The following is a 21,880-nucleotide window of genomic DNA, read 5'->3' on the forward strand; positions in this document are numbered from 1 at the left end:
AAAATAGACGAAATGAACTTACTTCCAAAAGGGCTTGGTTAATTCAATTTATGATTAGTAAAGCTGAAAAAGCGCGGATTTAAAGTTCACTATATTCTCAAGGAGGTAGATCGTATGAAAACTATTCTTGCTATCGCTGGGCTTATTTGGGTTTTATCACATGGCATTCCAATTTATGAAGGAGAACAAATTCGCAGTGCTCTGAATAAAAATTTTAATGAATATCATATCATTGATCGGCAAGATAATGTTGTGACAGTTCGTGTAAATGACTGTTTTCATACGGTAACCGTTGAAGGAACTTCAGTAGTGAATGATACAAAAGTATGTGACCAGCAATAATTATATATAGGAAGAAAAAAGCCTCAATTTAAATGTGAGAAGATTGAGGCTTTTATATTTGTGGGCGAATAATAAGTGGGGAATGGACAATCCCCGCTTATTATTGTTTCATTTTATCCCGCATTAGCTACCCATAAAAGCTCGATTGGTGAGGGGTGATTAAAGTTTCACTTTATTGAGTTTTGATGGGAGATGAAATGCTTTTTTGAAAAAAAGAAAGGGTATCATAATAATTGAGACTGAGAAGCTAATAATGTGTTAAGGATAATCATAAAGCGAAAATATACTCATATGGGGTATCATACATAGATATTTGATGATATAATTGATATACTCATAAAAGCAATTGTTTTATTGGATGAAGAGAAACTTTAAGAAGGTGATAATATGGATCATAAGGACCATGAATCAGTAACACATAGATCAGAAAAAGAAAAAGAACAAATTATAAATAGATTAAAGAGAATTGAAGGCCAAGTCCGTGGTATTCAAAATATGATTGAAAATGATCGTTATTGCGTGGATATTTTAGTTCAAATTTCTGCGATTAATGCAGCGATGAAAAAGGTAGGAATGGGTGTCTTAAAAAATCATACGAGTCATTGTGTTTCAGGAGCTATTAAAAATGGTAATGGTGACGAAGCAATTGAAGAATTAATGACAGTATTTGAACGTTTTTCAAAAGCATAAAAGCCAAGCTAGTATTTGACTAGCTTGGCTTTTGTTTATATAGGAGAAGATATATAAATTCATAATTGGAGCAAAAAAATAAAGATTTTAGAAAAGAATTAAAATCATGATACAAAACCATTGATTACCTTAGGGGGGTATGGTAAGATGTAGTTGTGATTAACAAACAATGAAGAAACAAGAGGAGGATTTTAAATGGAACAGTTAACATTACAAGTTGAAGGTATGTCTTGTGGACATTGTGTAAATTCTATCGAAGGCAGCGTGAAAGAACTAAACGGTGTTGAACAAGTGAAAGTTCAATTATCAGAAGGAACTGTTGAAGTTACTATCGACTCATCAGTTGTAACGTTAAAAGATATCGTTGCTGTAATTGAAGATCAAGGATACGATGTTCAATAATTATTTTTAGATACGGAAATAAATCGTACTTTAAACGAAGTACGATTTATTTTGCTAATAATTATACCTTATAAGGGTATATAGAGGTGAGAGACATGAATGAACAAAAAGAGGCCAATCTTCAAATATCAGGAATGACATGTGCAGCATGTGCAAATAGAATTGAAAAAGGTCTTAAAAAAGTAGAAGGTGTTCAAGATGCAAATGTAAATTTTGCACTTGAAAAAACAAAAATTATATACGATCCAACTAAAACTAATCCGCAACAATTTAAAGAAAAAGTTGAATCGTTAGGATATGGAATTGTAAGTGATAAAGCTGAGTTTACTGTTTCGGGAATGACATGTGCAGCATGTGCGAATAGAGTAGAAAAACGTTTGAATAAGCTAGAAGGTGTGAATAAAGCAACAGTAAATTTTGCTTTAGAATCGGCTACAGTTGACTTTAATCCTGATGAAATTAATGTAAATGAAATGAAGAGCGCGATTACAAAGTTAGGATATAAATTAGAAGTAAAATCAGATGAGCAAGATTCATCAACAGATCACCGCTTAAAAGAAATTGAGCGACAAAAGAAGAAGTTTATTTTTTCGTTTATTTTATCATTTCCGTTATTGTGGGCAATGGTGAGTCATTTTTCATTTACATCTTTTATTTATTTACCTGATATGCTTATGAACTCTTGGGTGCAGCTAGCTCTTGCAACTCCAGTTCAGTTTATCATTGGTGGGCAGTTTTATGTTGGAGCTTATAAAGCGTTACGTAATAAAAGCGCCAATATGGATGTTCTCGTTGCACTTGGAACGTCTGCAGCATATTTCTACAGTGTGTATTTAAGTATTAGGTCGATTGGTTCTTCGGAACATATGACAGACTTGTATTTTGAAACGAGTGCAGTACTTATTACATTAATTATTTTAGGTAAATTATTTGAGGCGAAAGCAAAAGGACGCTCGTCAGAAGCAATTAAAAAATTAATGGGACTACAGGCGAAAACCGCTACTGTTGTACGAGATGGAACAGAAATAAAAATTTTAATCGAAGAAGTGGTAGCCGGTGATATCGTTTATGTGAAACCAGGGGAAAAAATCCCGGTAGACGGGGAAATTGTAGAAGGAAAGTCAGCAATAGATGAATCGATGTTAACAGGCGAGAGTATTCCGGTTGATAAAACAATTGGAGATGTAGTAATCGGTTCTACAATGAATAAAAATGGATTTTTAAAAGTTAAGGCAACTAAAGTAGGAAGAGACACTGCATTAGCTCAAATTATTAAAGTAGTGGAAGAGGCTCAAGGGTCGAAAGCTCCTATTCAAAGGGTAGCTGATCAAATTTCGGGTATTTTCGTACCTGTTGTAGTTGTGATTGCTATTATCACATTTGCGGTGTGGATGATATTTGTTACGCCTGGTGATTTTGGTGGAGCACTTGAGAAAATGATAGCAGTACTTGTTATCGCTTGTCCATGTGCATTAGGTCTTGCGACACCTACATCTATTATGGCGGGATCAGGAAGATCAGCTGAATACGGTATTTTATTTAAAGGCGGAGAGCATTTAGAAGCGACGCACCGATTAGATACAGTTATTCTAGATAAAACAGGTACTGTGACAAATGGGAAGCCTGTGTTAACAGATGTAATTGTAGCAGATGGATTCCATGAAGAAGAAATACTACGTTTAGTAGGTGCGGCAGAAAAAAATTCTGAACATCCACTTGCAGAAGCGATTGTAGAAGGAATTAAAGAAAAGAAAATTGATATCCCAAGTTCAGAAACGTTTGAAGCAATTCCGGGATTCGGTATCGAATCAGTTGTAGAAGGGAAACAATTATTAATTGGTACACGTCGATTAATGAAGAAATTCGATATTGGTATTGAAGAAGTTTCTAAATCGATGGAAGAGCTAGAACGAGAAGGAAAAACAGCAATGCTTATTGCGATCAATAAAGAATATGCTGGTATAGTCGCCGTTGCAGATACTGTAAAAGATACTTCAAAAGCAGCTATCGCAAGACTTAAGAAAATGGGTCTAGACGTTGTTATGATTACAGGAGATAATACACAAACTGCTCAGGCAATCGCTAAGCAAGTTGGTATTGATCACGTAATTGCAGAAGTATTACCAGAAGGAAAAGCAGAAGAAGTGAAGAAACTTCAAGCTAGTGGTAAGAAAGTGGCTATGGTTGGAGATGGAATTAATGATGCTCCTGCTCTTGCTACAGCGGACATTGGAATGGCAATTGGAACAGGAACAGATGTAGCGATGGAAGCAGCGGATATTACGTTAATCCGTGGTGATTTAAATAGTATTGCTGATGCAATTTTCATGAGTAAAATGACGATTAGAAATATTAAGCAAAATCTATTCTGGGCGTTAGCTTATAACGGCCTAGGAATTCCGATTGCGGCGCTGGGTTTCTTAGCTCCTTGGGTTGCAGGTGCAGCGATGGCGTTTAGTTCTGTATCAGTCGTATTAAATGCATTAAGATTGCAAAGAGTTAAATTGAAATCTTAAACACTTTCAGCTATAAAGCGAATTTAATATGCTTTGTTAACAATAAACAATACTTTGTATAAGTATTGTTTATTGTTCGCTTAGAAGGAAAAGTCGAAATAATTTAGAAAGAGCAGAAGTAGAATCATATATAGTGGAAGAAACTGTTTCGAAAATAAACACGAAATAATTATCCGGATAACCGAAATAAAAGAGTTAGTTTGATAAGGAGTTTTACATATGTTTAAAGATATTAAAATTAGAACATTCCAGAAGGAGGATTTAGAGCAAGTATTACAATTGTTCTATGAAACGGTTCATACGGTGAATGCAAAAGATTATAACGAGTTACAGCTACAGGCGTGGGCCCCAGAGCGACTAGATAGAGAGAGATGGCTACAGTCTTTAGAAAAGAATATTTGTTACGTTGCTGATTATAAAGGTGTGATAGTGGGATTTGGGGATTATAATGATGATCATTACGTAGATCGCTTATTTACGCATAAAGATTATCAAGGAAAAAGGATAGCATCATACATACTACAGAAGTTAGAAAAAGAAGCAGTGAACTTGCAGCATAGGGATATATATACAGAGGCGAGTATTACAGCAAAACCTTTCTTTGAAAGCAAAGGTTTTATTTGCATAAAGGAACAAAATAAGCAGCATAATGGTCAAATTTTTATTAATTATGTCATGAAAAAAATAGCCTTCTCATAAATGAGAAGGCTATTTTTCATTATTTTACAGCTTCTTTTAGTTCTTTACCAGCTTTAAAAGCAGGTACTTTAGAAGCTGCGATTTGCATTTCTTCACCCGTTTGTGGGTTACGGCCTGTACGAGCAGCTCTTTCACGAACTTCGAATGTACCGAATCCGATAAGTTGTACTTTTTCGCCAGCAGCTAAAGAGTTAGTGATTGATTCTACTACAGTTTGTAAAACTACAGTAGCTTCTTTTTGAGAAATCTCAGCGTTTTGTGCTACGTTTTTGATTAATTCTGTTTTATTCATGTTTTCACCTCATATGTAAATAATGCTATTTAAGTTGTTATTATAACGTATAAAACATTCGAGAACAAGTGTACGCACATATATTCGTAAAAAAAATGAAATTTGTAATATTTTTTAGGACCAATTTATAGACATTCAATTTAAGCGGATACAGATTTTTTCTTTAATGCAGTTTGCTCTTTATTGGAAGGTAGTTTCTTATTATAAGATATGAAATAAGGTAATGCTACAAATAACATACCCCCTACTAAGTTTCCGAAGAAAACAAAAATGAAGTTTGGAAAATATTCAACCCAAGTTAAATGACCAGAAAAAATTGCAGCTGGGATGACAAACATATTGGCTACAACGTGTTGAAATCCAATCGCAACAAAAGTCATAACAGGGAACCAAATACCGACAATCTTTCCGATAAATTCTTTACTTCCCATACTGAGCCAAACAGTTAAACAAACGAGCCAATTACCCCCGATTGCAGAAATGAAGGCTTGCAGTGGTGTATCTTGTAGTTTAGCTTGTGCAATAGAAACTGTTTTTGCTAAAAAAGCTCCCTCCGTTAAGCCGACGATATGACCAAAAAAATAAGCGACGAATATAGCACCTATGAAGTTGCTAAACGTAACAATAACTAAATTTCGTATGAAGTGAAATAAGTCGATTTTTTTGTGAAGCCATGCCATTGAAACGGTCATCATGTTGCCAGTTACTAATTCACCGCCTGCAAGGATAACGAGTATAAGACCGATAGGGAATACGGCAGCACCTAAAAAGCTAGTAAATGATCCCCAAGATTTTGGCATTGTTCCGATAACATGGATATCAAGTAAATATCCTAATGCTATGAAAGCACCACCAAAAAAACCGAGAATTAGCATAGGGAGCAATGATAAATGAGCTTTTTTTCTTCCAGAATTAGCAGCAAGTTCCGTAATTTCTTCTGGTGTAAATACAGACATGAATAACCTCTCCTTAATAGAATGATGGAATGAATAGAAGAAACATTTTAAAGAATCTATGTATGATAAAAATATGATATGATTTCTGTATAAATTTGTCAAAGTGAGTGGGGCTGAAATTGGATGTAACGAACATTGTTCATGTTGTCACATTAATGTAACAATAAGGATTTAAAGTGATTTTAGAGGTGAAAACATGAATACGCATCATGTAAAAAAAGAACGAAAAAAATCAATCGTAAAGATATTTATTATTAGTTTCATAAGTATATTAATGATACCAGTAAGTTTGTATTTCTATGCGACTGAAATAGAAAGAAGACTAGTAACAGTTACGTGGAATGAAATAGAAGCTCCTACAATTCCTAAAGAGTTTAATAATAAAAAAATATTGCAGTTCTCAGATTTACATTTAGGACCAGATTTTACATTGAAACAACTAGAAAATTTGGTGGAGAAGATGAATGAATTACATCCAGATATAGTAGTTTTTACAGGAGATTTAATAGATAAGTTTGGATCCTATAGTGCGGAAAGAGAAGAAGCAAAGGTTATTTTGCAGAAAATTAAAGCTCCCCTAGGAAAATATGCTGTGTTTGGGAATCATGATAGAGGTGGGGGCGGTAGTTTATTTTACAAAAAGTATATGGAGGAAGCTGGTTTTTCTGTGTTAGTAAATGAAGTGCAGAAAATTAAAGGGGAAAACGGCAAGTATATTACAATATCAGGTTTGGATGATTTTTTATTAGGGAAGCCACAAATAGACTCGACTTTAAAAAACTTAAGACAACAAGATTTCAATATGCTATTAATACATGAGCCGGATGTTGTAGATAAAGTATCTCGTTATCCAGTCGATTTTCAAATGTCAGGACATAGTCACGGAGGACAAGTTCAAATTCCTTTTGTAGGTCCTTTAATTACTACAAAACTAGCTGAGAGTCATGTTGAAGGTATGTATGAATTAGAAGGGAAGAGTAAGCTGTTACATTTATACGTAAATCGTGGTATTGGGACAACCCGAATGCCTGTTAGATTTTTGAGTGTACCGGAACTTTCACTATTTGTATTGAAGCAAAGTAGTGACTGAAGTAGAACGTTTAATATTTTGAAGAATTAAGAGTACTTTTAAAGAAAGTTCTCTTTTTTTATTGATTAAATACAGAATATTATGTATTTTTTATTTAAACTGTTAAAAAGAAAGGGGAATTTCTATGATAGAAACATGGCATAAAGAATTGGAAAGTTTATATAATCAAATGGTTTCGTGGCGAAGAGATTTTCATCAATACCCAGAGCTATCGTTTCAAGAAATAGAAACACCGAAAAAAATAGCTGAAATTTTAAAAAGTTTTCATATTGATGTGAAAACAGATGTCGGGGGAAGAGGGGTAATCGGCGTAATTGAAGGTGGAATACCTGGGAAGACGATGGCGCTACGTGCTGATTTTGATGCACTACCTATTCAAGATGAAAAGAAAGTTTCATATAAATCAAAGGTTCCTGGTGTAATGCACGCTTGTGGCCATGATGGACATACAGCAACACTTTTAGGAGTTGCAAAAATATTAAGTGATAACAGAGACCAACTTTCAGGAAAAATAGTCCTTATTCATCAACATGCAGAAGAGAAAGAGCCTGGCGGAGCAATTGCCATGATTGAGGATGGTTGTTTAGAAGGAGTAGATGTTGTTTTTGGTACACATTTATCTTCTCAGATGCCTTTAGGAATTGTTGGAACGAAAGCTGGAGCAATGATGGCGGCAGCTGATACTTTTGAAGTGAAGATTCAAGGGCGAGGTGGTCACGGCGGTATGCCACATCATACTGTAGATGCTATTATCGTTGCAACACAAGTTATTAATCAGTTGCAACTTTTAGTGAGTAGAAAAGTCGATCCACTTCAATCAGCAGTTTTAACAGTTGGTACATTCCATGCCGGGCAAGCCGATAATATTATTGCGGATACTGCTACGTTTACAGGAACCATTCGAACGTTAGATCCTGAAGTGAGAGAATATATGGAGAAGGAATTTAGACGAGTTGTTGAGGGGATTTGTCAGTCCCTTCATGCTGAAGTTAATATTCAATATAAACGAGGCTATCCAATATTAATAAATCATGTAGCTGAAACACGTCATTTTATGACGGTTGCGGAACACGATCTTGGCAAAGAAAGGGTCATGGAAGTACCACCTATTATGGGCGGAGAAGATTTTGCATACTACTTAGAACATGTTCCAGGAGCATTTTTCTTCACAGGTGCCGGTAATGAAGAAATAGGGGCAACATATCCACACCATCATCCTCAATTCGATTTTGATGAACGTGCGATGTTGGTTGGTGGGAAGTTGCTTTTAAGTCTTGTGAATAGTTATTCAAGAGATGGAAAAGAATTTCTTCATCATGTAGAAGTGAAAAAGTAATTTACATAAATAAAAAACAACAATAGGTCATATAAAACCTATTGTTGTTTTTTATTATTTTTGCAAGGAAAGACTATCAAAATATGTTCTATAGTTATTAGAGAATTCAAAGTTGTTTTTTGCATCCCAATTAATAGACCAAGACATTAGGCCACGGAATGCAGGATAGCCACTCTGATTTGAAAGTTTATACTTTCCTCCGAAAGGAATTCCTTTAATGATATAATCTAAAGCTTTTTTCATTTCAGTTGGAGAAATATATCCGCCACTTGGAGCGGCCGCTGGTGCTGCAGGAAGTCCAATCATGACTTGATCCGAACGAAGGGGCGGGAAAATGTTATTTGCATTACCACCTACAGGAAAACCATGTAAGAGCATATCTGCCATAGCGACTTCGTAGTCTGCAGTACCTTGATTGTAGTTATTACCGTCCATTCCAATCCCGCTACCAGCGTTGTAGTGTTGAACGTGAATGTATGTTAGTTTGTCTTTCACTCCGTAAATAATCGGTAAATATGCACCCCAGATGCTTCCATATGCGCTATAGCCGCCTTGAACATAAGCTGTTTCAGGAGCCATGCTTAATAGGAAATCTGGACCGTAATGGTCTGAAATCGTTCGAATTGCTGAGATAAGATTCACGATTTGAGGAGTTGTTGGGTTTTTAAAATTAGTGTCATTACCGTTTAAGTAAATACCTGATTCAAGGTCAATATCTATTCCATCAAAACCGTATTTATCGATTAGAGATTGTATGGAATTAATAAAACGTTGTTTAGCAGCATTGTCAGGAAGTAAAACGACCCCATTTTGTCCACCTATTGAAAGAACTACTTTTTTTCCTTTACTTTTTAAATAGGAAATATCAGATTTGAATTCTGCATCTGTACCATACACAGGGGAAAATTCAACAGTGGAACGATCACCACCAGTTTCACCGAAAGATACATTTATTACATCCCATTTTGGTGAAACATCTTTTAATTTAATAATGCCAGTACCGTTATCAAAGTTATGCCAATATCCAACGAGTAATTTTGACCCTAAATTGTTTGCTGCTTGTGCTTGAAAGGGAGCTAGCGGTAGCAGTAAGAAAATTACTAAAGTACAACAAATGAATTTAAACTTGTTTAACATATCAACACTCCTATACAAAAAGTTGTCTAGATGTATAATCTTGTTTATTTAATGATATCTGAAAATTCATTCTTTTGTAAGGTGACTATAATTTTCTCAACAATTGTGTATGGGAAATTATTAAACCTAATGAAATAATTTTTGAAGGAGGTCGAATTACGATTGTTAAATTCAGAATATTTTGATATATTTTAAAGTATAGGATAAGATTTTTCGCATAATACTCTTACATAAATTTCAAAATTAAGTTTGGAAGGGGATGTACAAGAGTTGGATAAAAATCTTAAGAAAGACCTCAAAATACGCCACATTACAATGATTTCCATTGGTGGCGTAATAGGAGCTGGTTTGTTTGTTGGAAGTGGTGCGGTTGTGCATTCAGCAGGTCCAGGTTCTATCGTTTCATATGCATTAGCAGGACTTCTAGTTATTTTCGTTATGAGAATGCTAGGAGAAATGGCAGCTATTAATCCGACAAGTGGTTCATTTGCAACATATGCAAGAGAGGCAATTGGTCCATGGGCAGGTTATACAATTGGGTGGCTATATTGGTTTTTCTGGGTAATTGTTATTGCAATAGAAGCTACAGCAGGTGCTGGTATTATTCAATACTGGATTCCAGAAATCCCACTCTGGTTATTAAGCTTAATATTAACGATTTTATTAACGTTGACGAATGTTTTCTCGGTGAAATCATTTGGAGAATTTGAATATTGGTTTTCATTTATTAAAGTAATAAGTATTGTTTTGTTCCTTTGTCTTGGACTAGCTGTTATTTTAGGATTTGTACCAGGAACGGAAGCGCCTGGCACTTCGAATCTGGTAGGTCAAGGAGGATTTATGCCAAATGGTATAAGTTCGGTGTTACTTGGAATCACCGTCGTTATATTTTCATTTATGGGATCAGAGATTGTTGCTGTAGCGGCTGGTGAATCTGCCGAACCTGTAAAAGCAGTAAAAACAGCAACAAATAGTGTGATTTGGCGTATTCTCGTATTTTTTATTGGATCTATCGCTGTAGTTGTTACACTTCTTCCATGGAACTCAGCAAACATATTAAAAAGTCCGTTTGTAGCGGTACTTGAACATATAGGAATACCAGCGGCAGCACAAATTATGAATTTTATCGTTTTAACAGCTGTACTTTCTTGCTTGAATTCAGGTTTATATACAAACTCAAGAATGCTTTTTTCGATGGCAGAAAGAGGAGATGCTCCAAAGGCATTTTTAAAATTGAACAGTAGTGGTGTTCCAGTTCGGGCAGTTTTATTTGGAACGTTCTTTGCTTATATTGGAGTTGTTTTTAGTTACATATCTCCAGATAAAGTCTTTTTATTTTTAGTGAATGCATCTGGTGGGATTGCGTTACTAGTTTATCTCGTTATAGCAGTTTCACATTTAAAGATACGTAAAAAAATGGGGAAAGTAGAACAACAAAATTTGAAAGTGAAAATGTGGCTTTTCCCGTATGTAACGTATGTTACAATTGCCGCTATTATAGCAGTTTTAGTTGCAATGGTTGCAATTGAATCTTTGCGTTCACAAGCACTTTTAACGATGCTTGTTACTGTTCTTATTATAGTTTCTTATTTTATTTTTAATAGAAATAAAAATAGTTCGGTTTTGAATCCTAAAAGTGAGGATAAAGAGCCCGTTCAATTCTAATTTATTGTTTTGGAAGAGAGTTACACCCAATCATTGCTATAAAAGAATCATATATAATCATAGAAACAAGTAATTACTATTGTCATAGTGAATATAAACTTTTTTCTTGACTTTTTATACGAAGGCGAGCAAAATGGTAAAAAAGGAAGGGGGGATGATGATGGAAGAGTACGTATTGGAGCTGTATAACTTTTTATATACGACAGAATGGCAAGATATTGTTTCGTTTCTAGGAATAGTATTTTGTATGAAAATTGTAATTGTATATATGGAAGAGCAAGGTATGTTCTATTCCTTCTCATCTCCGTTCGATGTGCAGCGCGAGCCGTTGCTGAACTATGCCAAGGTAAATTACGAACAATTTCCTTTTGTGATTTTCTTTATGATTCGATTTATAACAGCAATTGTAAAGAAGAAGGAAAGTGACGATGAAGAGTGCCACTCAACTTGTAATATAGCTAACGTTTTTTAAGCTAAATACAAGGAGGAGATTTATATGTGGTTTCGATTTCTTATGATTGGTTTCTTTTCATTAACAGCAATTTCATTAATGGGATATCAAGTGTCTGAAATATATCAAGCGTATAGCAATACGTTTTTTAACAAAAACTAATTCCATTGCTATTTAAATAATAAAGCGATAAAATCCTTCTTAAGAAGTTTTATTAAGAAGGATTTTTTTCTTTGCTCTGTCTTACTGTGTCAAACTATTGTCACATTTACACTGTGAATAATATGTTAAAATAGTGAGGTTACGTATACATATTTGAAGGAAGAGGAGTGACCATTTTGGTGGATCAATCAACTAATCAGAAAAGCTATGCTCCTATTGTGATAACGCTTTCTGTACTTGTAAATGCGATTATTTTATTTTTGTTCTTTGGACCTGTTGGCTATGAAGGAGAAGTACATTTTGATGTAACAATTTTACCAATGTTAAATGCAATCTTTAATAGTTTTACGTTTGTATTTTTATTAGCAGCATTATTCTCTATTATTAAAAAGAATGTAAAAATGCATCGTGGATTTATTCTTGCAGCATTTACAACGACTTTACTATTTTGTGTTTCATATTTATCGTATCATTACTTGGCGCCAGCAACACATTTTGGCGGAGAAGGATTCATTAAATATGTGTATTTCATCATTTTAATTACACATATTATCCTTGCAGCAATTATTGTACCACTTGCATTGTTTGCACTTGTATTTGGTTTTACAAATCAATTAACACGTCATCGTAAAATTGTACGTTGGACGATGCCAATTTGGTTATATGTAAGTTTATCTGGGGTTATTGTTTACTTAATGATCTCGCCTTATTATCAATAAAAAATCTCAGCCTTTAAGGCTGGGATTTTTTTGTTAAGCAAATTTGTTTGTGAAATTAAAAAAGTGTGGTATACAAAAGTATAGTTGCTTTTCATATGGAAGGGATGGTAAAGGTATATGCAAAATTTTGTATTTCGTAATCCAACAAAACTTATTTTTGGTAAAGGACAATTAGAGCAGTTAAAAACTGAGATTCCAAAGTTCGGTAAGAAAGTTCTTCTCGTATATGGAGGAGGAAGTATTAAAAGAAACGGTATTTATGATAATGTAATTTCTATTTTAAAGGATATAAATGCGGAAGTGTTTGAATTGACAGGTGTTGAACCGAATCCTCGTTTATCAACTGTAAAGAAAGGGATTCAAATTTGTAAAGACAATGGAGTCGAATTTATTTTAGCAGTTGGTGGAGGAAGTGTAATCGACTGTACGAAAGCGATTGCAGCTGGTAGTAAGTATGATGGAGATGTGTGGGATATTGTAACGAAAAAAGCATTTGCTAGCGAGGCGTTACCATTTGGTACTGTGCTTACGCTTGCAGCAACAGGATCTGAAATGAATGCAGGATCTGTAATTACAAACTGGGAAACGAATGAAAAGTACGGCTGGGGCAGTCCAGTTACATTCCCTCAGTTTTCAATTTTAGATCCACTACATACTTCGTCTGTGCCGAGAGATCAAACGATTTATGGTATGGTCGATATTATGTCGCACGTATTAGAGCAATATTTCCATCACGGCATGAATACAGAATTACAAGATCGTTATTGTGAATCTGTTTTAAGAACAGTAATTGAAACAGCTCCTAAGCTTTTAAGTGATCTAGAAAATTATGAGCATAGGGAAACAATTTTATATTGCGGTACTATGGCGTTAAACGGCATTTTAGCGATGGGAGTAAAAGGAGACTGGGCAACTCATAATATTGAGCATGCAGTTTCTGCTGTTCATGACATACCGCATGGGGGCGGACTCGCGATTCTATTCCCAAATTGGATGAAGCATGTTATAGATGAAAACGTGAGTCGCTTTAAACAGTTCGCTATTCGTGTATTCGATGTAGAAACAGATGGGAAGACAGATAAAGAGGTTGCATTAGAGGGAATTGAGGTGTTACGTCAATTTTGGACTTCAATTGAAGCTCCAGTAACATTAGCTGATTACGCTATTAGAGAAAGTGAAATTGACTTAATGGCGGATAAAGCGATGGCTTATGGTGAATTCGGTAACTTTAAAAAATTAAATAAAGACGATGTTTTAAGTATATATAAAGCTTCTTTATAAGTGAATCGAAAAAAGAAACCCATTTGATATAACAATCAAATGGGTTTCTTTTTTGTTGTCTATAACCGTTTGTGACTGGTTTTGATTATTTATGAATGTTTATGGTTGATTTTTGTGATCGTTTTCATTATACTGTAATCAAAGAAGAGGTGAAGAAAATGTTAACTCCTGAACGTCATCAAATGATATTGCAACTTGTAAAAGAGCAGAAGGTTGTTAAATTACAGCAATTAGTGGAAAGAACAGAAAGCTCTGAATCAACAATTCGTCGTGATTTAGCGCAATTGGAAAAGCAAAGGTTATTAAAAAGAGTTCATGGTGGTGCCTCTGTTTTAACAGGAAAAGGACAAGAGCCAACGATGGTTGAAAAATCATCCAAAAACATTCAAATAAAACAACAAATTGCCAAGTATGCGGCTAGTATTGTTGAACAAGGGGATTGCGTTTATTTAGATGCAGGAAGTACAACATTTGAAATGATTCCATTTTTAATAAACAAAGATGTTACTGTCGTAACGAATGGACTTATGCATATTGAAGCTTTAGTTGAAAATAATATTCGTGCGTATTTACTAGGCGGGATGATGAAGAGTAGGACGAAAGCTTTAATTGGTGCTATGGCACAGGAAAGTATGCAGAAGTATCGCTTCGATAAATCTTTTTTAGGAGCGAATGGTGTACACGAACAGCTTGGTTTTACAACACCAGATCCAGAAGAAGCGCTCTTGAAGCAACTGGCATTAACATTAGCAAATGAAGGATATTTCTTAATTGATGAAAGTAAGTTTTCAGAAGTTGCATTTGCAAAAATTGCAAATGTTGAAGATGCAAGTATTATTACAAACCATTTAGAAATTGATTTAGAAAAATATAGAAGACAAACAAATGTGATTGAGGCTGATAAACAATGATCTATACAGTTACTTTAAACCCATCTATTGATTATGTAGTACAAGTTAATTCTTTCGATTTAGGAACAGTAAATCGAGCAGAGAAAGATATGAAGTTTCCTGGAGGGAAAGGGATTAATGTTTCTCGCGTTCTTCATCGTTTAGGTGTCGAAAATGTAGCGCTTGGATTTACGGGTGGATTTACCGGTCAATTTATTAAAGGTGTATTACATGATGAAGGTGTAACAACAAACTTCGTCCAAGTAGGTGGAGATTCTCGAATTAATGTGAAAATAAAAGGGCAAGAAGAAACGGAGTTAAATGGACAGGGTCCTATTGTGACAAATGAGCAATTTGAACAATTGATGAAAAAAATCGAAAGTATGCAATCTGGAGATTGTGTTGTACTAGCTGGAAGTGTACCAGCTTCTATTCCAAATACCTTTTATGAATCAATCGCAGCGTTTGGAGCCGAAAAAGGTATTCGTGTAGTAGTAGATGCAAGTGGTAGTGCACTGCAGCATGTAATTAAAAATAAGCCGTTTTTAATAAAGCCAAATCATCATGAACTTGGTGAGTTATTCGGAGTGGAGCTTTCAACCGTAGAAGACATATTACCGTATGGAAGAAAATTAATCGAACAAGGTGTAGAGCACGTTATCGTATCAATGGCAGGAGATGGAGCTTTATTATTTACGGCAGAAGGTATATATGAAGCAACTGTTCCGAAAGGTGTTGTAATTAATTCGGTTGGGGCCGGAGATTCTCTCGTTGCAGGGTTTGTAGGTAAATACGAACAGACAAAGGATATTGAAAAGGCATTTCAATATGGTGTTGCAACAGGAAGTGCAACAGCATTCTCGGCGGATTTATGTACAAAGGAAAAGGTAGAAGAATTATTGTCGCAAGTAATTGTAGCTAAGCGATAGGGGGAAGCAATATATGAAAATTACAGAACTATTAAAAAGGGATACAGTCATTATGAATATGACAGCTTCAAATAAAGAAGCTGTCATAGATGAATTAGTTGAAAAATTAAACGGGGCAAATCGTTTAAATAGTAAAGCTGAATTTAAAGAAGCTATTCTAAAGCGGGAGTCACAAAGCACAACTGGAATTGGTGAAGGTATTGCTATACCTCATGCGAAGACGAATGCCGTTAAACAACCATCGATTTGTTTCGGTAGAAGTGTAAGCGGTATCAACTATGAGTCGCTTGATGGACAGCCTGCACATCTGTTTTTTATGATTGCTGCGAGTGAAGGGGCGAATAATACTCATTTAGAAACGTTATCTCGTCTCTCTACGTTATTGATGGATGAAGGGTTCCGCAAGCAATTATTAGAAGCAAAGGATGAGGATGAACTTCTCCGTTTATTTGATGAAAAAGAGAATGAAAAAGAAGACGAAGAAGTTGAAGTAGCAAAGCCGGAAGGGAATGAGCCATACGTATTAGCTGTTACAGCTTGTCCGACTGGTATCGCTCACACATATATGGCTGCGGATAGTTTAAAAGCAAAAGCGGCAGAGTTAGGGATTGCGATTAAAGTTGAAACGAATGGATCAACAGGTGTAAAGAACGGTTTAACGAAAGAGGATATTGAACGCGCAACAGCGATTATCGTTGCGGCAGATAAACAGGTAGAAATGAACCGTTTCGCTGGGAAGTATGTCATTCAAGTGCCAGTAGCTGATGGTATTAGAAAAACTGAAGTCCTTCTTAATAGAGCTGTAAAACAAGATGCACCAATCTTTAAAGGTGTCAAAGAGAATGGGAAGGCAGAAAATGTAGAGAAAGAAAAAGGGCTAGGAATTTATAAGCATTTAATGAGCGGTGTAAGTAATATGCTTCCGTTCGTTGTTGGTGGCGGAATTTTAATTGCATTAGCATTTATGTTCGGTGGAATTAAGGCGGAAGGTCCTATTGCTGAAATATTAATGAATATTGGCGGTGGAGAAAAAGGAGCCTTTTTATTCCTTGTACCAATCTTAGCTGGATTTATTGCGAGTTCTATTGCTGATCGACCTGGTTTTATGCCTGGCGTTGTCGGTGGTTTTTTAGCAGCACAAGCGAATGCGGGATTTTTAGGTGGATTAATTGCTGGTTTCTTAGCTGGATATGTTGTTTTAGGATTGAAAAGATTATTTTCAGGATTACCAGTACAGTTAGAAGGAATTAAACCTGTTTTGTTATATCCAGTCTTTGGATTGTTGATTACAGGAGTTGTTATGCAAAAAGTAGTAAATCCGCCTGTTGTAGCATTAAATGAAATGTTAACAGGATGGTTAAATGGTTTGAGTGGTACGAATGCTATATTATTAGGACTTATTTTAGGTGGTATGATGGCAATTGATATGGGTGGTCCAATTAATAAAGCGGCATTTACATTTGGTATTGCTGCAATAGAAGCACAGAATTTTGGAGTGCACTCAGCAGTTATGGCTGGTGGTATGGTACCGCCACTTGCGATTGCATTCGCAACCACATTCTTTAAAACAAAATTTACAGAAGCAGAACGTAAATCTGGTTTAACAAATTATATTATGGGAGCATCGTTTATTACAGAAGGTGCGATTCCATTTGCAGCTGCCGATCCGGTTCGAGTAATAGTAAGTTGTGTTGTTGGTTCAAGTATCGCGGGTGCCTTATCTATGTTATTCCAAATTACATTGCCGGCACCGCATGGTGGATTGTTTGTTATCGCATTAGTGAATAAACCGTTGCTATACATTTTCTCTATATTAATTGGGACGATTGTTTCAGCTATTATGATAGGTGTTTGGAAGAAGAAAGTTAAATAAAAGATAAAAAGGGACAGCTAATAGGAGTTGTTCCTTTTTCGTTACAAAAAGTAATTTAATAATTGGATTATGATGGATTTTGGTAAAAGATGTAATGAAAAGTGAATTTTTTGTAACAAAAAAGTAATACTGTAATTTTTTCTGGAAAAAAATTCTTATGCTAATTTGTGAGAAATATATGAAAACTATTGCTAATTTTGGTAGAAATACAATTCTTTAATATGGAAATTTATGTTACAAATCATTAATCGTTTATTACGAATGCTTTGTAATTGTGTGATTTTCGAAATTCTACAAAAAACTGTTGCTATAATGAGAACACGAAAACAAAGCAAATGGAGGCTATTCATGAAAAAATTATTAGGTATAGCAACAGCAGCAGTTTTTGGTCTTGGGATTTTTGCAGGTTCTGCTAAAGCGGAAACGATTGTAACAACAGATGTATTAAACGTTAGAGAAAACCCAACTGTAGAATCAAAACTTGTAGGTAAAATGTTAAGTGGAAATAAATTAGATGTTATAAATACAGAAAACGGATGGTCCAAAATTAAATTAGATGGTAAAGAAGCTTTTGTAAGTGCCGAGTTTACGAAAAGTTCTTATTATGTAACAGCAAACGTATTAAACATTCGTGCTGGAGCGAATACTGATTCAGAAATTCTTGGCACGCTTAAAAAAGATGACTTGATTGAAACGACAAATCAAGTACAAAACGAATGGTTACAATTCGAATATGGCGGGAAAGCGGCGTATGTTCACATACCATTTTTAACAGGTACAGCACCTGTTATTGAAAGAAAAGAAGTTCCAGCTCAAGATGAAGCGCCAACTAAGGTGAAAACGGCGGTTAAAAATGATACATCAGTTAAGGAGAAAGCGCCGGCTAAAAATGATACGGCAGTTAATGGAAAAGAATCAGTTAAAAGTGGAGCATCAAGTAAACCAGTAGCGCAAGCGAATCTGGCAACTAAGCCAGTGGCGAAATCTACTGAAACAAGTGAACCTGCTGGTCGTGAAATAACAGTAGAAGCGACAGCTTACACAGCTCACCCGAGTGAAAATGGCACATATGGTGGTCGTGTGTTAACAGCGATGGGGCATGATTTAACAGCGAATCCAAATATGAAAGTTATTGCTGTTGATCCGAAAGTAATTCCTCTCGGATCAAAAGTGTGGGTGGAAGGATATGGAGAAGCGATTGCTGGAGATACTGGTGGCGCGATTAAAGGAAACCGTATTGATGTTTTAGTTGGTTCAGATAGCACTGCTGATAGTTGGGGTCGTAAATCCGTTAAAGTGAAAGTTATAAAATAATTTATTAAAATAAAAAACGGCTGCTTGAAAATGTCTAAGCGGCCGCTTTTTTTTATAAGAATTATTGAAAAGGGTAAATTGTTTTACCTGTAATAATTTTATACGCGGTGCAAAATTGAGTTTGCATATACTCTGTATTTTTATTTTCTGGATGTAACGTTGTTTCTTGAATAGTAGAATGAAAGGAACGTAGTAAACAATTTAGTGCGAAGTATAATTCTTCTTGTGAACAATTTTGTTCTTTTATAGCAGTAGCTAAAATAAGGTCTTTTATTAATAATGGAAAATCGATAGTCGCTTGTTTCATAGTCATTGCACCCTCTCCGAGCTATTTTTTATCATGTATATGCAGAATTGGACAAGCTATGCTCTTTTTTTGTGTAATTTCATGTACTAGATTCAAAGAACTTGCAATCATGCCGTTAAAATTGGTAAGATTGGGTATAATCAATAGATGGAGTATATTACATAAAGAGAGTTGAATGATATGGGAGAAGTGCAACGTGAAAAAGTTGCTGTCATCATTGGGCCAACTGCTGTCGGAAAGACGAAATTAAGTATCGATCTTGCAAAAGCGTTGAATGGTGAGATTATTAGTGGTGATTCCATGCAAATTTATCGTACGATGGATATCGGGACTGCAAAGGTGACGATAGATGAGATGGACGGAATTCCGCATTATATGATTGATATAAAAGATCCGGAAGATTCATTTTCTGTGGCGGAATTTCAAGAACGTGTCCGTAAGTGCATTCGAGAAATTACAGAGCGCGGGAAATTACCAATTATTGTTGGTGGAACCGGTCTCTATATACAATCTGTTTTATTCGATTACCAGTTTACAGATGAGGCTGGGGATGCTACATACCGAGAACAGATGGAAAAGTTAGCATTAGAACACGGTGTGGAATATGTACATAAAAAGTTACAAGAAGTAGATCCAGAAAGTGCGGAGCGTATTCATGCCAATAATGTAAGGCGTGTTATTCGGGCGTTAGAAATTTTTCACACGACGGGTGAAAAAATGAGTAACCAGCTCGAAAAACAAGAAAATGAGTTACTGTACGATGTTTCATTAATTGGCTTGACAATGGATCGAGAAATGCTATACGATCGCATTAACTTACGTGTTAACCTAATGATTGAACAAGGTTTATTAGAAGAAGTAAAAGGTTTACATGAAAGAGGAGTGCGAGATTGTCAATCTATTCAAGCGATTGGTTATAAAGAGATATATGATTATTTTGAGAATCGTGTATCTTTAGAAGAAGCGGTATCACAATTAAAGACGAATTCACGCCGTTATGCAAAACGTCAATTAACGTGGTTCCGTAATAAGATGGATGTCGCGTGGTTCGATGTTACTGATGGTGAAAAAACGTCAGAAATTTTACGATACATAGAAGGAAAGCTACAACTAAAGTCGAATAATAGTAAGTAGAGAAAAAGAGGAGGATTCGACATGAAGCAATCAATCAATATTCAAGATCAGTTTTTAAATCAACTCCGTAAAGAGAATACGTTCGTTACGCTGTACTTATTAAATGGTTTCCAGCTTCGTGGATTAATTAAAGGATTTGATAATTTTACAGTCCTGCTGGAAACAGAAGGTAAGCAACAGCTTATTTATAAACATGCAATTTCTACATTTGTACCACAAAAAAATGTTTCAATTGAATTAGAGTAGTAATGAATTATTGTACATAACAAAAAAAGAGCGAGTTTCTCGCTCTTTTTTTTATTTGTCATAAACAATAAATGGTGAAATTTAAGCGATTCTAAATACAGTAAGTCGGATGTTAGTGTTGCCTGTTTCGGGAATTGTAATTTCGCTAAGGGTAGATTTGACAGAAATATTTGTGCTAGCTGCTAATGTTTCAATTGTAGTAAATGAAAGGGAGTCGCCTATTAGATTTGAAGAGAAGTTGTCAGTTGCGACTGCTCCATTTATTGAAATTCCTATTCCGAGCGGAGCACATCCTGGTGCAGTTGTAGAGATGGATACGCTAATTACATAAATACCAGCGTTGATAACAGTAACTGTATCTGTGCCGTTGAAGATAATATTGTTTGCGTTAAATACTGTATTAAAAATGAAGTTGTTAAATTGGAGTGCAGTTTGTTGAATGTTGTTTGTTACAACGATTGTTGCTACTGGGAAGCTAGGTCCAGTAGGTCCGGTAACTCCTATACCAGTAGCACCCGTTGGTCCTTGAAGACCTTGAGGTCCAGTAGCACCCGTGTTACCTTGAACGCCTTGAGGTCCAGTAGCACCCGTGTTACCTTGAACGCCTTGAGGTCCAGTAGCACCCGTGTTACCTTGAAGACCTTGAGGTCCAGTAGCACCCGTGTTACCTTGAAGACCTTGAGGTCCGGTAGCACCCGTGTTACCTTGAGGTCCAGGAGGCCCACCAGAAGGTCCAGTAGGTCCGGTAACTCCTATACCAGTAGCACCCGTGTTACCTTGAACGCCTTGAGGTCCAGTAGCACCCGTGTTACCTTGCGCACCTTGAGGTCCGGTAGCACCCGTGTTACCTTGAAGACCTTGAGGTCCTTGAGGTCCAGTAGCACCCGTGTTACCTTGAAGACCTTGAGGTCCTTGAGGTCCAGTAGCACCCGTGTTACCTTGCGCACCTTGAGGTCCAGTGGAACCGGTAGCACCTGTGTTACCTTGAACGCCTTGAGGTCCAGTAGCACCCGTGTTACCTTGAGGTCCTTGAGGTCCAGTAGCACCCGTGTTACCTTGCGCACCTTGAGGTCCGGTAGCACCCGTGTTACCTTGAGCACCTTGAGGTCCAGTGGAACCGGTAGCGCCCGTGTTACCTTGAAGACCTTGAGGTCCAGTGGAACCAGTAGTACCCGTGTTACCTTGAATACCTTGAGGTCCAGTGGCACCCGTGTTACCTTGAAGACCTTGAGGTCCAGTAGCACCCGTGTTACCTTGAGGTCCTTGAGGTCCAGTAGCACCCGTGTTACCTTGCGTACCTTGAGGTCCAGTAGCACCCGTGTTACCTTGCGCACCTTGAGGTCCAGTGGAACCGGTAGCACCTGTGTTACCTTGAACGCCTTGAGGTCCAGTAGCACCCGTGTTACCTTGAGGTCCAGTGGCACCTGTATTACCTTGAGCACCTTGAGG

The 21,880-nt window shown here is 36.1% G+C and carries 22 protein-coding genes; 17 read left to right on the top strand and 5 right to left on the bottom strand.

Annotation, left to right across the window (positions count from 1 at the left end; all coding sequences use genetic code 11):
• The first annotated feature begins 114 nt into the window (after nt 1-114).
• From ABH957_RS23645 to ABH957_RS23665, 5 genes are all read left to right on the top strand, one after another.
• The gene (locus ABH957_RS23645) at nt 115-342 is read left to right on the top strand and encodes a hypothetical protein (protein ID WP_000849103.1); all 228 of its coding nucleotides are present in this window, start codon (nt 115-117) and stop codon (nt 340-342) included.
• A gap of 387 nt (nt 343-729) precedes the next feature.
• Nucleotides 730-1,032: a metal-sensing transcriptional repressor gene (locus tag ABH957_RS23650; protein WP_002014668.1), complete on the top strand. Its 303-nt coding sequence runs from the start codon at nt 730-732 to the stop codon at nt 1,030-1,032.
• Nucleotides 1,033-1,227: 195 nt separating this feature from the next.
• Nucleotides 1,228-1,434 (top strand): copper chaperone CopZ, encoded by a 207-nt coding sequence (gene copZ, locus ABH957_RS23655; RefSeq protein WP_002066751.1) that lies wholly within the window; start codon nt 1,228-1,230, stop codon nt 1,432-1,434.
• Between the two features lie 95 nt (nt 1,435-1,529).
• Nucleotides 1,530-3,950 carry a heavy metal translocating P-type ATPase gene (locus tag ABH957_RS23660; RefSeq protein WP_404491769.1) on the top strand — a complete coding sequence of 807 codons (2,421 nt, stop codon included), beginning with the start codon at nt 1,530-1,532 and terminating at the stop codon, nt 3,948-3,950.
• 219 nt (nt 3,951-4,169) lie between these two features.
• Nucleotides 4,170-4,649, top strand: a complete 480-nt coding sequence (locus ABH957_RS23665) for a GNAT family N-acetyltransferase (RefSeq protein ID WP_002033656.1) — start codon at nt 4,170-4,172, stop codon at nt 4,647-4,649.
• Nucleotides 4,650-4,668: 19 nt separating this feature from the next.
• Here the strand turns inward: ABH957_RS23665 and ABH957_RS23670 are convergent, their stop codons facing one another.
• Nucleotides 4,669-4,941, bottom strand: a complete 273-nt coding sequence (locus tag ABH957_RS23670; protein WP_002033657.1) for an HU family DNA-binding protein — start codon at nt 4,939-4,941, stop codon at nt 4,669-4,671.
• A gap of 140 nt (nt 4,942-5,081) precedes the next feature.
• Complete coding sequence (locus tag ABH957_RS23675; protein ID WP_404512334.1) at nt 5,082-5,897, bottom strand: formate/nitrite transporter family protein; 816 nt, start codon at nt 5,895-5,897, stop codon at nt 5,082-5,084.
• A 196-nt stretch (nt 5,898-6,093) separates the two neighbouring features.
• Between ABH957_RS23675 and ABH957_RS23680 the strand changes: the two genes are divergently transcribed.
• Entirely contained in the window at nt 6,094-6,987 is an 894-nt protein-coding gene (locus tag ABH957_RS23680) for a metallophosphoesterase (RefSeq protein ID WP_002087972.1), read from the top strand.
• Between the two features lie 124 nt (nt 6,988-7,111).
• A complete protein-coding gene (locus ABH957_RS23685) occupies nt 7,112-8,323 on the top strand; it encodes a M20 metallopeptidase family protein (RefSeq protein WP_002167780.1) in 1,212 nt (403 codons plus the stop codon).
• Nucleotides 8,324-8,377: 54 nt separating this feature from the next.
• Here the strand turns inward: ABH957_RS23685 and ABH957_RS23690 are convergent, their stop codons facing one another.
• Nucleotides 8,378-9,460 carry a chitinase gene (locus ABH957_RS23690; RefSeq protein WP_002087965.1) on the bottom strand — a complete coding sequence of 361 codons (1,083 nt, stop codon included), beginning with the start codon at nt 9,458-9,460 and terminating at the stop codon, nt 8,378-8,380.
• Between the two features lie 270 nt (nt 9,461-9,730).
• Between ABH957_RS23690 and gabP the strand changes: the two genes are divergently transcribed.
• From gabP to ABH957_RS23730, 8 genes are all read left to right on the top strand, one after another.
• Nucleotides 9,731-11,125 carry a GABA permease gene (gabP, locus tag ABH957_RS23695; RefSeq protein WP_404457355.1) on the top strand — a complete coding sequence of 465 codons (1,395 nt, stop codon included), beginning with the start codon at nt 9,731-9,733 and terminating at the stop codon, nt 11,123-11,125.
• Nucleotides 11,126-11,258: 133 nt separating this feature from the next.
• Nucleotides 11,259-11,597, top strand: a complete 339-nt coding sequence (locus tag ABH957_RS23700; RefSeq protein WP_002014685.1) for a hypothetical protein — start codon at nt 11,259-11,261, stop codon at nt 11,595-11,597.
• Nucleotides 11,598-11,914: 317 nt separating this feature from the next.
• Nucleotides 11,915-12,457 carry a DUF420 domain-containing protein gene (locus ABH957_RS23705; RefSeq protein ID WP_002137842.1) on the top strand — a complete coding sequence of 181 codons (543 nt, stop codon included), beginning with the start codon at nt 11,915-11,917 and terminating at the stop codon, nt 12,455-12,457.
• 117 nt (nt 12,458-12,574) lie between these two features.
• On the top strand, nt 12,575-13,738 hold the full coding sequence (locus ABH957_RS23710; RefSeq protein WP_404512336.1) for an iron-containing alcohol dehydrogenase: 1,164 nt from the start codon (nt 12,575-12,577) through the stop codon (nt 13,736-13,738).
• 158 nt (nt 13,739-13,896) lie between these two features.
• Nucleotides 13,897-14,649, top strand: coding sequence for a DeoR/GlpR family DNA-binding transcription regulator (locus tag ABH957_RS23715; RefSeq protein ID WP_219303363.1), 753 nt, complete (start codon nt 13,897-13,899; stop codon nt 14,647-14,649).
• Nucleotides 14,646-15,557: a 1-phosphofructokinase gene (gene pfkB, locus ABH957_RS23720; RefSeq protein WP_367961663.1), complete on the top strand. Its 912-nt coding sequence runs from the start codon at nt 14,646-14,648 to the stop codon at nt 15,555-15,557. Before ABH957_RS23715 ends, pfkB begins: the two co-directional genes overlap by 4 nt.
• 13 nt (nt 15,558-15,570) lie before the next feature.
• The gene (locus ABH957_RS23725) at nt 15,571-17,430 is read left to right on the top strand and encodes a PTS fructose transporter subunit IIABC (protein WP_061688518.1); all 1,860 of its coding nucleotides are present in this window, start codon (nt 15,571-15,573) and stop codon (nt 17,428-17,430) included.
• A 348-nt stretch (nt 17,431-17,778) separates the two neighbouring features.
• Complete coding sequence (locus ABH957_RS23730; protein WP_404512338.1) at nt 17,779-18,744, top strand: SH3 domain-containing protein; 966 nt, start codon at nt 17,779-17,781, stop codon at nt 18,742-18,744.
• A 61-nt stretch (nt 18,745-18,805) separates the two neighbouring features.
• Here ABH957_RS23730 and ABH957_RS23735 read toward each other — a convergent pair whose 3' ends face one another.
• Complete coding sequence (locus ABH957_RS23735; RefSeq protein WP_219303744.1) at nt 18,806-19,051, bottom strand: hypothetical protein; 246 nt, start codon at nt 19,049-19,051, stop codon at nt 18,806-18,808.
• Nucleotides 19,052-19,231: 180 nt separating this feature from the next.
• Here ABH957_RS23735 and miaA point away from each other — a divergent pair, with 180 nt between their 5' ends.
• The gene (gene miaA / locus ABH957_RS23740; protein WP_002014696.1) at nt 19,232-20,185 is read left to right on the top strand and encodes a tRNA (adenosine(37)-N6)-dimethylallyltransferase MiaA; all 954 of its coding nucleotides are present in this window, start codon (nt 19,232-19,234) and stop codon (nt 20,183-20,185) included.
• 21 nt (nt 20,186-20,206) lie between these two features.
• Nucleotides 20,207-20,431: an RNA chaperone Hfq gene (gene hfq, locus ABH957_RS23745; protein ID WP_000813896.1), complete on the top strand. Its 225-nt coding sequence runs from the start codon at nt 20,207-20,209 to the stop codon at nt 20,429-20,431.
• Between the two features lie 81 nt (nt 20,432-20,512).
• Here hfq and ABH957_RS23750 read toward each other — a convergent pair.
• Nucleotides 20,513-21,880, bottom strand: a 1,368-nt coding sequence (locus tag ABH957_RS23750) for a Gly-Xaa-Xaa repeat protein (RefSeq protein WP_404512340.1), incomplete at its 5' end; no start/stop codon positions are given.

Source organism: Bacillus sp. RC242 (assembly GCF_044908245.1).
Taxonomy (GTDB): Bacteria; Bacillota; Bacilli; order Bacillales; family Bacillaceae_G; genus Bacillus_A; species Bacillus_A mycoides.

Bases quoted from the DNA above. Each gene is read 5' to 3' on its own strand.
- ABH957_RS23670 (WP_002033657.1), bottom strand. From the start codon at position 4,941: ATGAATAAAACAGAATTAATCAAAAACGTAGCACAAAACGCTGAGATT.
- ABH957_RS23690 (WP_002087965.1), bottom strand. From the start codon at position 9,460: ATGTTAAACAAGTTTAAATTCATTTGTTGTACTTTAGTAATTTTCTTA.
- copZ (WP_002066751.1), top strand. From the start codon at position 1,228: ATGGAACAGTTAACATTACAAGTTGAAGGTATGTCTTGTGGACATTGT.
- miaA (WP_002014696.1), top strand. From the start codon at position 19,232: ATGGGAGAAGTGCAACGTGAAAAAGTTGCTGTCATCATTGGGCCAACT.
- ABH957_RS23715 (WP_219303363.1), top strand. From the start codon at position 13,897: ATGTTAACTCCTGAACGTCATCAAATGATATTGCAACTTGTAAAAGAG.
- ABH957_RS23675 (WP_404512334.1), bottom strand. From the start codon at position 5,897: ATGTCTGTATTTACACCAGAAGAAATTACGGAACTTGCTGCTAATTCT.
- ABH957_RS23700 (WP_002014685.1), top strand. From the start codon at position 11,259: ATGGTAAAAAAGGAAGGGGGGATGATGATGGAAGAGTACGTATTGGAG.
- ABH957_RS23680 (WP_002087972.1), top strand. From the start codon at position 6,094: ATGAATACGCATCATGTAAAAAAAGAACGAAAAAAATCAATCGTAAAG.
- ABH957_RS23735 (WP_219303744.1), bottom strand. From the start codon at position 19,051: ATGAAACAAGCGACTATCGATTTTCCATTATTAATAAAAGACCTTATT.
- ABH957_RS23725 (WP_061688518.1), top strand. From the start codon at position 15,571: ATGAAAATTACAGAACTATTAAAAAGGGATACAGTCATTATGAATATG.
- ABH957_RS23645 (WP_000849103.1), top strand. From the start codon at position 115: ATGAAAACTATTCTTGCTATCGCTGGGCTTATTTGGGTTTTATCACAT.
- ABH957_RS23710 (WP_404512336.1), top strand. From the start codon at position 12,575: ATGCAAAATTTTGTATTTCGTAATCCAACAAAACTTATTTTTGGTAAA.
- ABH957_RS23730 (WP_404512338.1), top strand. From the start codon at position 17,779: ATGAAAAAATTATTAGGTATAGCAACAGCAGCAGTTTTTGGTCTTGGG.
- ABH957_RS23685 (WP_002167780.1), top strand. From the start codon at position 7,112: ATGATAGAAACATGGCATAAAGAATTGGAAAGTTTATATAATCAAATG.
- pfkB (WP_367961663.1), top strand. From the start codon at position 14,646: ATGATCTATACAGTTACTTTAAACCCATCTATTGATTATGTAGTACAA.
- ABH957_RS23660 (WP_404491769.1), top strand. From the start codon at position 1,530: ATGAATGAACAAAAAGAGGCCAATCTTCAAATATCAGGAATGACATGT.
- ABH957_RS23665 (WP_002033656.1), top strand. From the start codon at position 4,170: ATGTTTAAAGATATTAAAATTAGAACATTCCAGAAGGAGGATTTAGAG.
- ABH957_RS23650 (WP_002014668.1), top strand. From the start codon at position 730: ATGGATCATAAGGACCATGAATCAGTAACACATAGATCAGAAAAAGAA.
- hfq (WP_000813896.1), top strand. From the start codon at position 20,207: ATGAAGCAATCAATCAATATTCAAGATCAGTTTTTAAATCAACTCCGT.